This is a genomic window from Paenibacillus hunanensis, assembly GCF_014645615.1.
In the GTDB taxonomy this organism is placed as follows: Bacteria; Bacillota; Bacilli; order Paenibacillales; family Paenibacillaceae; genus Saccharibacillus; species Saccharibacillus hunanensis.
Window position 1 is genome coordinate 250,087 of the sequence record NZ_BMMB01000008.1, and the last position, 13,427, is coordinate 263,513.

The 13,427-nt window shown below is 47.0% G+C and carries 12 protein-coding genes; 7 read left to right on the forward strand and 5 right to left on the reverse strand.

Annotated elements, in window-relative coordinates; translation table 11 throughout:
• Nucleotides 1-65: 65 nt before the first annotated feature.
• Nucleotides 66-896 carry an archaetidylserine decarboxylase gene (gene asd, locus IEX62_RS18360; RefSeq protein ID WP_188777006.1) on the reverse strand — a complete coding sequence of 277 codons (831 nt, stop codon included), beginning with the start codon at nucleotides 894-896 and terminating at the stop codon, nucleotides 66-68.
• 282 nt (nucleotides 897-1,178) lie between these two features.
• On the opposite strand from asd, the gene IEX62_RS18365 reads away from it, so the two are divergent.
• Both IEX62_RS18365 and IEX62_RS18370 read left to right on the forward strand, forming a co-directional pair.
• Nucleotides 1,179-1,781 (forward strand): histidine phosphatase family protein, encoded by a 603-nt coding sequence (locus tag IEX62_RS18365; protein WP_188777007.1) that lies wholly within the window; start codon nucleotides 1,179-1,181, stop codon nucleotides 1,779-1,781.
• Between the two features lie 33 nt (nucleotides 1,782-1,814).
• Nucleotides 1,815-2,435, forward strand: a complete 621-nt coding sequence (locus IEX62_RS18370; protein ID WP_188777008.1) for an NUDIX hydrolase — start codon at nucleotides 1,815-1,817, stop codon at nucleotides 2,433-2,435.
• A 300-nt stretch (nucleotides 2,436-2,735) separates the two neighbouring features.
• On the opposite strand, the gene IEX62_RS18375 is transcribed toward IEX62_RS18370, so the two are convergent.
• From IEX62_RS18375 to IEX62_RS18385, 3 genes are all read right to left on the reverse strand, one after another.
• Nucleotides 2,736-3,668: an AEC family transporter gene (locus tag IEX62_RS18375; RefSeq protein ID WP_188777009.1), complete on the reverse strand. Its 933-nt coding sequence runs from the start codon at nucleotides 3,666-3,668 to the stop codon at nucleotides 2,736-2,738.
• A gap of 560 nt (nucleotides 3,669-4,228) precedes the next feature.
• Nucleotides 4,229-5,239, reverse strand: coding sequence for a nuclear transport factor 2 family protein (locus IEX62_RS18380; protein WP_188777010.1), 1,011 nt, complete (start codon nucleotides 5,237-5,239; stop codon nucleotides 4,229-4,231).
• 751 nt (nucleotides 5,240-5,990) lie between these two features.
• Entirely contained in the window at nucleotides 5,991-7,187 is a 1,197-nt protein-coding gene (locus IEX62_RS18385) for a cytochrome P450 (protein WP_188777011.1), read from the reverse strand.
• 391 nt (nucleotides 7,188-7,578) lie between these two features.
• Here IEX62_RS18385 and IEX62_RS18390 point away from each other — a divergent pair, with 391 nt between their 5' ends.
• Entirely contained in the window at nucleotides 7,579-8,025 is a 447-nt protein-coding gene (locus IEX62_RS18390) for a GNAT family N-acetyltransferase (protein WP_188777012.1), read from the forward strand.
• A 157-nt stretch (nucleotides 8,026-8,182) separates the two neighbouring features.
• Here IEX62_RS18390 and IEX62_RS18395 read toward each other — a convergent pair whose 3' ends face one another.
• Nucleotides 8,183-9,382 (reverse strand): DUF418 domain-containing protein, encoded by a 1,200-nt coding sequence (locus IEX62_RS18395; protein ID WP_188777013.1) that lies wholly within the window; start codon nucleotides 9,380-9,382, stop codon nucleotides 8,183-8,185.
• Nucleotides 9,383-9,751: 369 nt separating this feature from the next.
• On the opposite strand from IEX62_RS18395, the gene IEX62_RS18400 reads away from it, so the two are divergent.
• The 4 genes from IEX62_RS18400 (at nucleotide 9,752) to IEX62_RS18415 (ending at nucleotide 13,378) form a co-directional block, all read left to right on the forward strand.
• Nucleotides 9,752-9,967 carry a hypothetical protein gene (locus tag IEX62_RS18400; protein WP_188777014.1) on the forward strand — a complete coding sequence of 72 codons (216 nt, stop codon included), beginning with the start codon at nucleotides 9,752-9,754 and terminating at the stop codon, nucleotides 9,965-9,967.
• A gap of 197 nt (nucleotides 9,968-10,164) precedes the next feature.
• On the forward strand, nucleotides 10,165-11,121 hold the full coding sequence (locus tag IEX62_RS18405; RefSeq protein WP_188777200.1) for an acetylxylan esterase: 957 nt from the start codon (nucleotides 10,165-10,167) through the stop codon (nucleotides 11,119-11,121).
• A gap of 497 nt (nucleotides 11,122-11,618) precedes the next feature.
• A complete protein-coding gene (locus tag IEX62_RS18410) occupies nucleotides 11,619-12,068 on the forward strand; it encodes an Hsp20/alpha crystallin family protein (protein WP_188777015.1) in 450 nt (149 codons plus the stop codon).
• Between the two features lie 356 nt (nucleotides 12,069-12,424).
• Nucleotides 12,425-13,378, forward strand: a complete 954-nt coding sequence (locus IEX62_RS18415) for a DnaJ C-terminal domain-containing protein (RefSeq protein WP_188777016.1) — start codon at nucleotides 12,425-12,427, stop codon at nucleotides 13,376-13,378.
• The last annotated feature ends 49 nt before the right edge of the window (nucleotides 13,379-13,427 follow it).

The following is a 13,427-nucleotide window of genomic DNA, read 5'->3' on the forward strand; positions in this document are numbered from 1 at the left end:
TAACCAAGCACAATACAAAGAAGCCCGGACATTGGAGCTAGCTCCTGTCCGGGCTTTTCGCTAATTTAGAGGTCAGCATCCTTGATGCGCTGATACGGGCGTGTCGCTTCCAGGTCGAGCAATGTGCCGAGCTTTTCGCCCATTTTCACACGGCTACCAACGGCAAGCTGCGCATCCGGCTCAAAGGTGTGCTTCTGCATGAGCAGCACCACCGTAGAACCAAATTCAAAATAAGCCAGCTCATCGCCCTTATTCCAGGACGTGCGTGCATCATCAGCATAGCGAATACTGCTCACATTCAGCGCGCCAACCTTGGCTACAGCAACCTCACCGTAATGGTGGGAAATATACGTGATCTGACGCTCATTGCGGCTCAGTACGGAACGCATATTCACCATGCTGCGGTCGTTAACCGGATAGACCTTGCCCGGAATATACTCGCGCTCGGTCTGTCTACCTGTAACGGGCGCATGAATGCGGTGATAATCGCGTGGGCTGAGATAGAGCACGAACATATATCCGTCTCGATACGATTCCAGACGCGGAGAGTGATTAAGCAGCTCGTCCAGCGTATAGTCCTGTCCTTTTACATTCGGGATTAATTGGTCATCGAGTGGTCCCATCGCAGTAATCAATGCATCTACCGGACTGATCAATGACATCGGGTCGGCATCAACCGGGCGTGCGCTGGGCTGAAGACGACGCGTGAAAAAATCGTTCAATGTATGATAATCCTGTAACGGTTTTTCTGCTTCTTCTGCCGGGATGCGATAAGCCTGAATGAATTTCGGGATTAACGCGCGGCTGGCCCGTGATTTGGCAAAGCTGCCTGTAAGCCGGGATACCCATTTGCGAGAGGATAGCTCGGTGAGCAGGCGAAACATCGTGTTGGCCATGATCCAGGTGATCTCCTTTCCAAAATAAGGAAAAATAGTACGTACATTCGTTTGCTTCGTTATATTGACACAACTGAGGCATATACGCAAGCGACAAAACCATCGAGCCAGTCAAAGACGAATGCGTAATCAGGCGACTGATATCCAAAAACATGGTAAAATAAAGAGAATTAGCGGGTATCCTGCCTGTTCATAAAGCATAATTGTATACCGTTTGCACATAAAAGTCACTGTATAATCTAACGTATAAAACGACGAAATGAAGGGAATGGAGGCAATAACATGACGACTTTCGGCTTAATCCGGCATGGAAGCACGATATGGAACAAGGAAGGCCGTGCTCAGGGCAGCTCCGATATCCCATTAAATGAAAATGGCTGGCAGCAGGCACGTCTGCTCGGCGAGCGTATTGCGGGTGAGCAGTGGGATCGCATTTATGCAAGCGATCTCAAGCGTGCTCAGCAAACCGCACAGGCTATTGCTGAGGCGAGCGGCTTGACGATTACACTGGATGCACGGCTGCGCGAATTGGACGGCGGTCTGATTGAAGGCACGACACAGGCGGAGCGGATCGAACGCTGGGGTGAGGATTGGAAGGAGCAAGACCTCGGTCTGGAAACCCCCGAATCAGGTGCCAAGCGAGGCTTAGCCTGCTTGCAGGAGCTGGCAGAGTGTTATCCAGATGAGCGTATTTTAATTGTAAGTCATGGTGTGCTACTAAATCATGTGTTGAATGTGATTTTGCAGCAGGAGCCGCCTAAGTGGCATTCCCTTGATAATATGTCCATCACGGTCGTGGAATGCGATGCTGACCAGGAATGGGATTGTGCATTGTACAATTGTACGAGCCATCTGCTACCATATGAGGCGAACAAGGCAGAATAATTGCCGTAAGCGATCAGGGAAAGGGTGGAGTGTGTGCAATTAAAATGGTTGGAATGGGCAAAGCAAATTCAGGCGATTAGCCAGGCAGGTCTGGAATATTCGCGGGATGTGTATGATATCGATCGGTTTCAGCAATTGCGTGAGCTGAGCATTGAGATTATGCAGCAATATACCGATGTGGAAACCGAGCAGATTCGTGATCTATTTGCTGCGGAGACAGGCTATGCTACGCCCAAGGTCGATGTGCGTGGAGTCGTGTTCCGGGATGGACGCATCCTGATGGTCAAGGAGAAGATCGACGGTCACTGGTCATTGCCAGGTGGCTGGGCAGATATCGGACTATCTCCAAAGGAAATTGCGGTCAAAGAGGTACGCGAGGAATCCGGCTATATTGTAGAGCCAGTGCGATTAATTGGCGTAGTGGACAAGAAGTTCCATGCCCACCCACCTTCTCCATGGCATGTGTACAAAATGTTTATCCTGTGTGAGTTGATCGGTGGAGAAGCAAGTACAGATACAACGGAGACGACCGAGGTTGGCTTTTTCGCTGAGGACGAGCTGCCGCCACTATCGGTAGATCGCAATACCGAGCAGCAGATTCAGACGTTATTTCAACATATGCGCGATCCACAGTTGCCGGTGTTTTGCGATTAGATGGATAGAAGTATCAATCGATATGGCTCTGTTGGAATTACTTTTACATGCTGTTAACCGCTCTATTCTCAGTGAGAAAGAGCGGTTATTTTTATAGTGATTTTTTAGTTTTTGAATCGACAAGTGGTTAGGAGGAGCAGGCTAGTGTGCTTTTATATTATAAAGGTATGGATATCAACACCATAAACACCATATTCGCTCCATCCAATTGACCGACTAGAACTAAAGACCTTCATCCCTCAATAGTATCCTCTTGCTTCTTACATCCTCCTAAACGTTCCGATTCTGTAACCTAAGCCACTACTGTAACCCCAGCAATAACGCGGGCAATGTAACAATCGAGCCTAGCGTCGTCCACAGGATACAGCGAGATACGAGCCGGGGTGCCGCGCCAAATTGCTGTGCGAGAATGACTGCATTGACAGCCGTTGGCATCGAAGTGAGAACGAGTAACACGCTGAACAGCGTACCTTCCACACCGAGCAGTACAAGTAATACCCACGATACCAGTGGAGCAGCGACCATCCGTAGCCCCATCCCTGCCCAGAAGGCGCGTGGTGATGCTGCATCATCTGAGGTGGATGAGCTGGAGCCTACATTAATCATCTGCGCGCCGAGCACAGCAAGCGCCAGTGGCGAATAGGCAGCAGCCAGCATCGCAAAGCCATCATCAAGTGCGGTAGGTAAGGACAAGCCAGATAGACGTAGGATCGAAGCTAGTATAGCAGCGTATACGGCAGGCAAGCGGAATACCGCATAAAAAGCCTGTTTGATCGAAAAATGCGAGCGTGCTGCGAAAAACACACCGACCGTGTTCACGATAATCATTTGCCCGATAACAAAGACGGACGCTTTATCCAGTCCGAGCTGCCCAAATGCCAGTAATACAAGCGGTAAGCCATAGTTCACACAGTTGGTGAACATGGAGATGAGCGTTAACCCTGCCTGTTCTTGCTGAGGAAGTCGTAGCAGACGTCCAAGCCCAACCGCCAGTAGCCACATTACGACAAGGCTGATGAGTGAAAAGACGATCGTCACACTCACATCAGACATCGATAATTCCGCATGGAGTAGCGTGTGAAATACGATCGAAGGTGTGAGAATATATAGCGATACCGTCGCAATCGGACGCGTATCCAGACCACGAAAACGTCGCAGCAGCACACCACCAATCACAGGCAGCGAAATAGGCAGGAAAATCTGGTACATTGTAGACAGCAATTGAAGCAGCATCACGTTCATCCTTTCTGTTTGGGGCAACCCTACCTATGTAGACGAAGGAGTGCACGAGTTGAAGATGCTGTTCACTTTACTATGATGGTGGCAGACAATCCAATATTTGATTCCTATTCACTTATAGTTAAAAACTATTTATGAAATGTTATCTTATTGATTTTAAATATAAAAGAGCGGTGTAAAGGAGCAGAAAAGTATAGACAGTTGTATATCAAAAAATGGATCTGGGTTTGTTGTTTTGCTGTGGATTGCTATGGAATTTTGCTTAAAAATGTAACCAACAACACCAACAACACCAACAACACCTCTCCTTCTACCGGTGTATAACCAAGTAGTGGAAAGGTGCTGTGCGGCATTCCTATTCGGTTGTGACTAAACATTGTTATCAGCGGCCGCCAAAATTAGGATGGCAGCCCATCACAGCCACGTCACAATCAGCTTTGTTGTTTTGAGCATGTACGGATAGAATTCATGGATAAAGCTGCAATAACGCCGTTTACACTGATACGTACCATACTCCCATTCCATCTCTATCCGTTCCAACCCTGATGCTGCAATCAGAACATCGTATTATTGTTCGCCGATTTTTCCGGTACTTCCTGTACGACATCCCAGTGCTCTACGATTTTCAGCTTGCCGTTGATCGTTTTTACACGGAACATATCCATTACAGCTGCACCACGGTCATCCTTGTTATTTTGGCCGTGTACATGCAGGGCAACGATATCACCTTCGGCAATAACGCGTACGATGTTGTTGCGGCTATCCGGGTTGCTTTTTAGCATGGGGATAAACGATTCCAATGGCTTACGTCCTGTTGGAACACTCGGGTTATGCTGGATATAGTTTTCATCTACGTATTTTTTCAGAGCATCGCCATCTTTTTTGTTAAAGAAGTCGTTATAGAATGTCGTTACAAGCTTCACATTGGCAGCTACCTGCTTGGAGCTAGCCGGCGTCACCTGAACGGGAGTGCCAGGCAGTGGGAACATCGTATTGCTGTTAGCAGACTTTTCCGGTACTTGCTGAGCGATATCCCAGTGTTCCTTGATGATCGGCTTGCCGTTCACACGCTCCAGACGGAAAATATCAACAACCGCCATGCCACGATCTGATTTGTTCGTCTTAGCAAGGCTGTGCACCAGCACCAGATCGCCTTGAGCGATAATGCGCTTCACCTCTACATTGTATTGTGGATTCTGCTTCACAAATGGAGCGAAGAAATTCACAAATGCCTCACGTCCGTTACCTGCAAGCGGATTATGCTGGATATAATCGTCAGCGATATACTTGCTTGCTGTGTCCAGCTTATGATCGGTGAAAATATCCTTGAACATATTCAGCACAAATTGCTTGTTCTCAGCGAGCTTCTTCTGATTAGCTTTCTCCGCGCTTTGTTGCGAGGAAGCAGTCGTTGTCGCAGCCTTTGTAGTCTTAGCTTTGACAGAAGCAGTAGACGTAGTGGAGGTGCCGCATTCAGAGGCAGCAGCACCTGCAACTCCGGCTGTAGATAGGGCAAGTGCAGAAGCAAGGGTCATGGACAATAAAGCATAGCTTTTTTTCGGCATAATATCACTCCTCTAATGATGTGCAAGCAGCACGCACTGCTCGAATACAACGATTGTAACCTGTAACATTAAGAGTTTCAACTTTACCGAAATATCCCTTGCTACACCTGTATGAAAAGATGCAGAAGCAAGCTTTCAACCAGTCTAAACAGGCATTCTCAATAGACAATTACAGCCCTAAACCTCCCATACTCCACAAAAATAAGGCAGAAGCCCCCCTATTTCATGCAATCTTCATCCAAGCCTCTATCTCATTACGAAACAAGTCACACATCAGCTAACGAAAAGTGAGTATTTAGACTTATTTCACCAAAACCCATAACCAATACATGCTCATATAAAAGCCGCTCCACCATACACGGAGCGGCTCAAATTTATAGTTGATAAAACGTATTTACGTCATCACACTTTATACAGAAGTGTAGAAGTGTAGAAGTGTAGAAGTGTAGAAGTGTAGAAGTGTAGAAGTGTAGAAGTGTAGAAGTGTAAAGTAGAACCCTCCACCTCTATCAAAAAACTGCCCACTCCCCCACAGACTCTATTCATTAGAAAACCACAGTACATCCCACGTCAGAGCTTTTAAATTGCATCCGCACGAAACGGAGGGAAGGAGATAAGGGGAAAGGACGACTTTGGAGGGGCGGGAATCTTCATTCTATCCTATTCCAAAAGATTCCCGCGGCTCCACCCGAGTCCGTCCCCTTATTCCTTCCCGGAGTGTCCCCCACAAGCAAACTCCAAAAGCTGTTTTCTAACGAATAGCGTCAAACCCCAAAGGATACTCCCGCACCCCAAACACAAACGCACTCTGAATCGGCTGCAACTCTGCCCCAGCTTCCAGCTTCATGTTCCGCATCTTCGCGAGCAATGTCTCCAGTACAATCCGCCCCTCCAGACGAGCCAGCGGCGCACCAAGACAGAAGTGAATCCCAAACCCAAAGCCCATATGCTGATTCGGCTTACGATCCGGTACAAACTGCTCCGATTGTGCGAATTTGCGCTCATCCCGATTCGCTGCACCGACCCAGGAGATCACCTGCTGTCCAGCCTGAATGGTCTGACCTTGCAGTACTACATCCTCACTCGCTACTCGTCCAATCGCCACGATAGGTGGATAGTAGCGCAATGTCTCCTCGACTGTCGTTGGAATTAATGTCGGCTGCCCAGCGATCCGCTGCTGAAGCTCAGGCTGCTCACACAGAATGCGTACCGCGTTGGTGATCAGATTGGTCGTTGTCTCATTCCCGGCGACCAGAAGTAGAATGCAGAAGCGTACAATTTCCAGGTCGCTCAGCTTCTGTCCTTCAATCTCAGCTTCGATCAGCAAGGAGACAAGATCATCCTGCAATGCCTGACGACGCTCATTCACGATATTCGTAAAATACTGCTCTAGCTCCTCATGCGCCTGCGCCTTTTCATCCATCAACTCCTGAAAAGCTTCCTCGCTATCATCACGCGCCCCTTTAACGAGCAGGTCGGACAGGTGCTTGAATGTATGGCGATCGGTTGTCGGTACGCCGATTAACTCAGCGATCACGATGACAGGTAGGGGGCCTGCCAGCTCATGCACCAGATCGATGCGTCCATTTGCCAGATGTGGGTCTAGCAGATCCTCCGCAATTTCACGAATATGGGGAGCGAGCTGTTCGATCTTTTTCGGTGTAAATGCCTGATTAACCAGATCGCGCAATTGCTTGTGCTTCGGCGGGTCCATATAGAGAAGGCTCTGGTTACTGCGATTGCGCTGCGATGAGAACAGCTTTGGATTTTTCAATACATATTGCACATCTTCATAACGGAATACATCCCAGCATTTGCGATTTTCGTCATACCGAACCGGGGTTTGCTCCAGTAGCTCGTTATAGGCGTCAAACGGATACAGCTGTTTGTCCACCGTATTTAGCTCACGCATTGGGATATAGTTAGCATACTTGGTTGTCTGATTCATACATATCCTCCTTAACGGATTGAATGGTCATCTCAAAACATAGGTTGCTTCCATTCAGTTTAGATTGCTTATATATATTTATTTACATATATAAACTCTATTATACCGTTTTAGAATCGAATATACAAATTTTGGATGTTTTCACCCGGCTCCTATGTGTAGCTGTGTAACTGTTGAAGTGTGCTATCTGTATGCTAATTAACGCTGATTACTTTTCGTATGCTGTATATCGTCTGCTCTGAGCCTTTTCTGATAAAAGAATCATAAAACTATAATAGTTTGCATCAGACGGTCATGCTATAGTGAGTGGGTAATACATACATAATGAACACGGCTATCGTAAACATGAATTTTGACGACATCCAAGCAATGCAGGAGAGGAGCAACAACAATGGAGCAGCATACACTCGTTATGCGTGAAGCGAAGCAAGAGGATATTCCGAGATTGGTCGTATTGATGGATCAGCTGGGTTATCCCGTAACAGAGGAGGATTTCCGTACGCGCTTTGCACCTATACAGGAGCACTCCGATTATCAGACCTATGTAGCTGAGTCTGATGGAGAAGTCGTTGGGATGATCGGTTTGATTAAGGAGATGCGATTTGAGCGTGATGGGATACATGTGCGCGTAGGGTCGCTAGTTGTCGATGATCGTTATCGTGGAAGTGGTATTGGACGCGCGCTGCTGCTTGCTGCCGAGGGCTGGGCAGGTACGGTTGGCGCTCATGCGTTAGCGCTAAATAGCGGCAATCGTGAGGAACGAACAGGGGCGCATGCGTTCTATCGTCATCTCGGCTTTACAGGTACATCGACTGGCTTTGTGAAGCTGCTGCAATAGTTTGATTCAACTATAAATAAAGGGCGTTTAACGTGTAGACTGGTTGCACGTTAAACGCCCTTTGTAGGTACATGGATCATTGCGATATGAATAAATGTACATTAGTACTACATATCATTTTTGATGAAAATAAATTGAATGCGTTAAGCCGCTCCTCTTATGAGGAAGCCGCATCTTTTGGCGCTATGGATCGAGGTTGACCACTGCGTGATGCATTCGTTCCCATACGCAGTAGCTTTTCCACCGGGCCATAGGAGTAATGACGCAGATAGATTGGACTGAGCAGCCATTGTAATACATAAATCCCCAGTGCAATAACCGCTCCCATCGCTACACCGAGCTGACCGAACCAGCCAAACCCATAGCCATAAAATAGCGTTGTTGCGATAATGCTCTGTAGCAAATAGTTAGTTAAAGACAGTTTCCCCACTGCTGCAAAGCGAGTCATCCAGCGCCGCTCGCCCACGCTCACATACACCCATGCAAAGGCAAACACATATCCAATCGCTAACACGGGGCCTCCAAAAAGAACGGCTAGCGTTTCCCATTCCAGTATCGGTAGGAGCAGTGGAGTGAGCTTGAGCACCAGTCCGAGCGGAACGAATATAAGCGTACCTCGCATATAGAGCGCGCGCTTCGTATGGGCTTGCTCGAACGTGCCCTTTTTCGCCAAATACATGCCCAGCCAGAACAGAGGAATATACAGCATCGATGTCGTAAGAAGCAGCAAGAACATAAGCACAAAGCTAAAGGCAAAGGAGCCAAAAGGCGTTTCCATATTACGATGCAGCAAAATATCCAGATAACTGCCCTGACTGTATACCGTTAGCATATTCATCAGGTAGGATGGGTCTGCTGAGCCATCACCCGAATCAGGAATAAACAGGCTTGCCAATCCAATAAGCAGCAATACTCCAAAGCCCAGCGATGTCCAGACAAGCAGTGTATTCGGACGACAACGCATATACAGCAGCAGGACAAAGCCAAATGCGCCATAATACGTTAAAATATCACCGTCCCAGATGAAAAAGGCATGAATCATCCCGATCAGCATCAGCAGAGCAAATCGTCTGCTCAGATGCGTATAAGGTGACAGTTGCCTTTGTTCCAGACTCTCCTTCATTTTCATCATCCCAAATCCAAACAACAGCGCAAAGATCGGCATAAAGCTACCCACAACGAGCACTTCCAGCAGTCCATTTACGATATGATCGGCGCTTGAAAAGGATTTTGCCTGAATATCGATCAATCCCCAGCTTCCGTATTGAAAAATAAGCATATTTGCCATAATGATGCCCAGCAGGGAAAAGCCGCGCATCGCGTCAATGATCTGTAATCGTGTACCGGGTCTATTCATATGTATTCCTCCATTTCGTAAGTCGAGCTTATAGGATGAAGCTAATCGAATGATCAGGATGAAGTATAGCGTGTGATCTGGGATGACGGTATAGAGGTAGTACGAAGGTTATGTCGATCCGTTACGCTTATTTTCCATCCGCATCCATTTTTGTCTATAAGCTCTCTTTATTTTTTCTGAAAGAAAGGGAGGAATCGGTAGAAGCAGCCAGAAGCTCTTCATTGTGAAACAGTATATGGAAAAGGATGCAGGCTATGCTTTAATGTTGGCTTGTCATCTACTGATTTTACTGATAGCATGGGGATATTGAGCCTCCGCTCCGGTATGTTGCGGCTGTGAGGGTTTATTTTGGAGTAAAGAGGGAATACGATGAATTGGATCAAATCGAACTTCAGAGTGTCCGATTTTGTAGGCTGGTATGTGATTATGGCCGTGCTGCTTGTCGTGCTGGAGTTTCGCAATAACCCGGGTACAGTCGGCGTAGGAAGTATATTGCTGACATTGGTCGTCGCGATCGTGCCATCGGCTATTTTTAGCTTTTGCTTCCGTATGATTACGGGCTGGATCGTCAAGCTGAACAAGTAACCGTCGCCCGATATTAGATAGGCGGCAAGGGGAATAAAGGGCGGGATAGCTTGGGTATTATACAGGCTACTCGCCCTTCCTTACATAATCTCGTCATGTCACAATCGACCTGAAGCGCGTTGATCAAAGAACCTGATTTTGCCTGTAGTCGTGATACCGTTCACCTGTGGCAAAATAACAAAGGAGTCTGGATAATGATGATTAGTAATGCGATTGCACGCCGAATGCGTGATCTGGAGCAGTATGCTCCAATGTTGACTGCACCGTCCGATCTGGATGAGTTCTGGAGCCGTACGCTGGAGCGTTTTAAGGATAAGCCATTGCATAGTACCATTGAGCTGGAGACGACGCCAATGCGTACCGTTGAGGTGCACAGGGTAACCTATGAAGGCTTTGATGATACGCCATTGTCAGGCTGGTATATTCGTCCTGCGAATGTGCAGGGAGAGCGTTTGCCGTGTATCGTGATGTACCATGGCTATACTGGCAGCAAGGGTTATCCAGAGGAATATGCGCAATGGACGGCACTGGGCTATGCTGTATTTGCCATGGATGTGCGTGGACAGGGTGGAGAAACAGGGAATCATCTAGCGTCTGAATTTGGTATGAGTGCAGGCTGGCTGTCACAGAATATTCTGGATAAGGAAAAGTTCTATTATTTAGCGATTACCATCGATGCTTTGAAAGCGGTTCAATGGGTAGCAGAGCGTGAGGATGTGGATACTCAGCGTATTGCCGTGTATGGAGCCAGTCAGGGTGGCGGTCTGGCGCTGATCACAGCGGCATTAAGTGATATTCCAGCGGTAGCAGTCGCGAATATTCCGAATATGTGTCATATGGACTTTGGCATTCTAAATTCGGAAAGCTCACTCAAGGAGGCGGCACAGTTTGTCAGTCGTTATCCCGAGCATTTGCAGCAGGTGCTACAGACGCTCAGTTATTTTGATATGCTGAATCTAGGAGATCGTATTCGCATTCCGCTGCTCGTCTCATGCGGGCTGAAGGATATGGTCTGTCTGCCGGAAACGATCTTTGCAGCGTACAATCGGATTCGTGCGAATAAGCAGATTGCCGTGTATCCATTTGATGGGCATTATGTGGGGCCGTATCATACGCGTCGTACGATGGAGTTTTTGCAGCAGCATTTTGGATGAATAGCATGTAAACCTGTAGGGGAAAGTGTACAGGTACGTATAGATCGATAGTGGTGAAGCAGAATCTCCATCATTCAGTGAATCATTTCAGCGAACAAAAAGTAGAATCTACGTTTGGCCTATCCACTAGACTATCTATCCACCGATCCGTTCTTTTCAAAGGCGGATCGGTGGATTTTTTGATTAAAGGTCAAAAAAGGTCAAACAATAAGAAAGTATAAAATATTTTATGGAAATCGCCTGTTACCGCCTCTAATCGCCATAAATGAGCGAAAATCGATTTTGTTGAATGAGAACAGTAGAACTATAATAAAGTCAAAAGGTCAGTTAAAGTCAAACAAGCGCCAGACATGAGCAATCATTAATCAAAGGTGCTTTGCATGGTCAGATCGATTCATTGTTCAGGATGGATTGCGAATGGCTGCGTGTCTACATTGACCGGACACTGATCACTATTAACTTTATTACCATTATAAATCACTAAAGGAGGATGCTTTATGTTTGATCTGGTTCCATTTGGTAAACGTCGTGAGGATGCATTTGGTCAGTTGATGAAGTCCTTCGGTGATGCGTTTAATGATGATTTCTTCGCTCCGCTCAAATCGAGCACATTGTCGTTCAAAACCGATATTCGGGAAACCGAACAGGCATATCATGTGGAAGCCGAGCTACCGGGCTTTACGAAGGAAAATATCAATATTGATTATGCCGCTCCTTATTTGACAATCAAGGCTGTTCATCAGGAGGAAAATAATACCGAGGATACAGAAAAAGGACACTTTGTCCGTAAAGAACGTCGTTATGGTGAATATGTACGTCGCTTCTATGTCGAAGATATTGATGCCGATGCGATCGATGCCTCGCTCAAGGACGGTCTGCTAAAACTGGAAATTCCAAAGCGTCAGCGTCCAGAAGGTCGGCGCATTGAGATTCAATCTGGAGAATAAGCCGAGTCGATTGTTTGAACGGCTAGTCAATTGGCTTAAAAATAAGTAAAATAAGGATTGATATGCTAGGCAATTCCGATGTGGAGGATACGTACCATTCGGATGATTAGAATGGCAGCAATGAGCGCAGGAGGGATAGCCCTCCTTTTCCATGAAACAGTTCTGTAGTGCAACACGTATAACTATACATCCGATTCGTTTTGCAGAGAAATGATATGGCAAAGCGATCATACACGGTTCTAACAGACCATCTGAGGTGCATTGTAGATATGAAGGCTATAATGCACCTTTGTTATATATGTAGAGCAAAGCGATGAAGTGATATGGAATAATATCGATGTGAAAGGAGGGAGAATATGCCCCGTAACTATTATGATGTGCTGGGCGTTCCAGCTACAGCCTCCGCACAGGAGATTAAAAAGGCATACCAGAAGCTTGCCAAGCAGTGGCATCCAGATGTGAATAAGGCGGAGGAGGCTGAGTCGCGCTTCAAGGAGGTTGCCGAGGCGTATGAGACGCTGGGCAATGAGCGCCGCCGTGGACAATATGATGAGCTGCTCAAGCATGAGCAAGCAAGACGTGCATACGAAAATGGTGGTGCCGCATCGTCGTCAGGCTCGCGATCTTCTGCGGGCGGTGGTACACGTTATGAGTATCGTACGAATACAAGCTATAGTGACGAGGATCTGTTCGATATGTTTTTTGGTGAGCGTATGAATGGATTTGACTTTTTCGGCGATTCGGCAGGTACATTTACCAATTCATATATGGGAACGGATGCTGGTGCACGTACGACCAGAGCGACGATGAATATTACACTGGAGCAGGCTTACCGTGGTGATCAATTGCCGATTAAGCTAGGCGATTCCAATATTCATGTAAAAATTCCAGAACGCATTCAGACCGATCGTACGATTCGTATTCGTGGAACAGGCAGCAATGGCATTCGTGCTAATGAGGAGCTGCTGATTACGCTGCATATTCTCCCTCATGCTATGTTCCGTTTAGATGGAAAGCATCTGCATGGTACCTTGCAAATTGCTCCGTGGGAAGCGGTATTTGGAACACAGTCACAGATTCAGCTTCCTGATCTATCCCGAGTGAAGGTGAAGGTGCCAGAGGGGATACAGGCTGGGCAACAGCTACGGATTCCCGGCAAAGGAATGAAGGATGATGATCATGGTTATGGTGATTTGATGCTGGAGATCGAAGTGATCGTGCCAGAGATATTGAGTGAACGCGAGCGTGAGCTATACCGCGAGCTGTCTCGTACGAACGGCTATCGCGCGCGAATGAAGCGAAAATCTTAACCTATAAATAATGAAGGCGAAATAGACACCATTGGACTCTATCCATTAT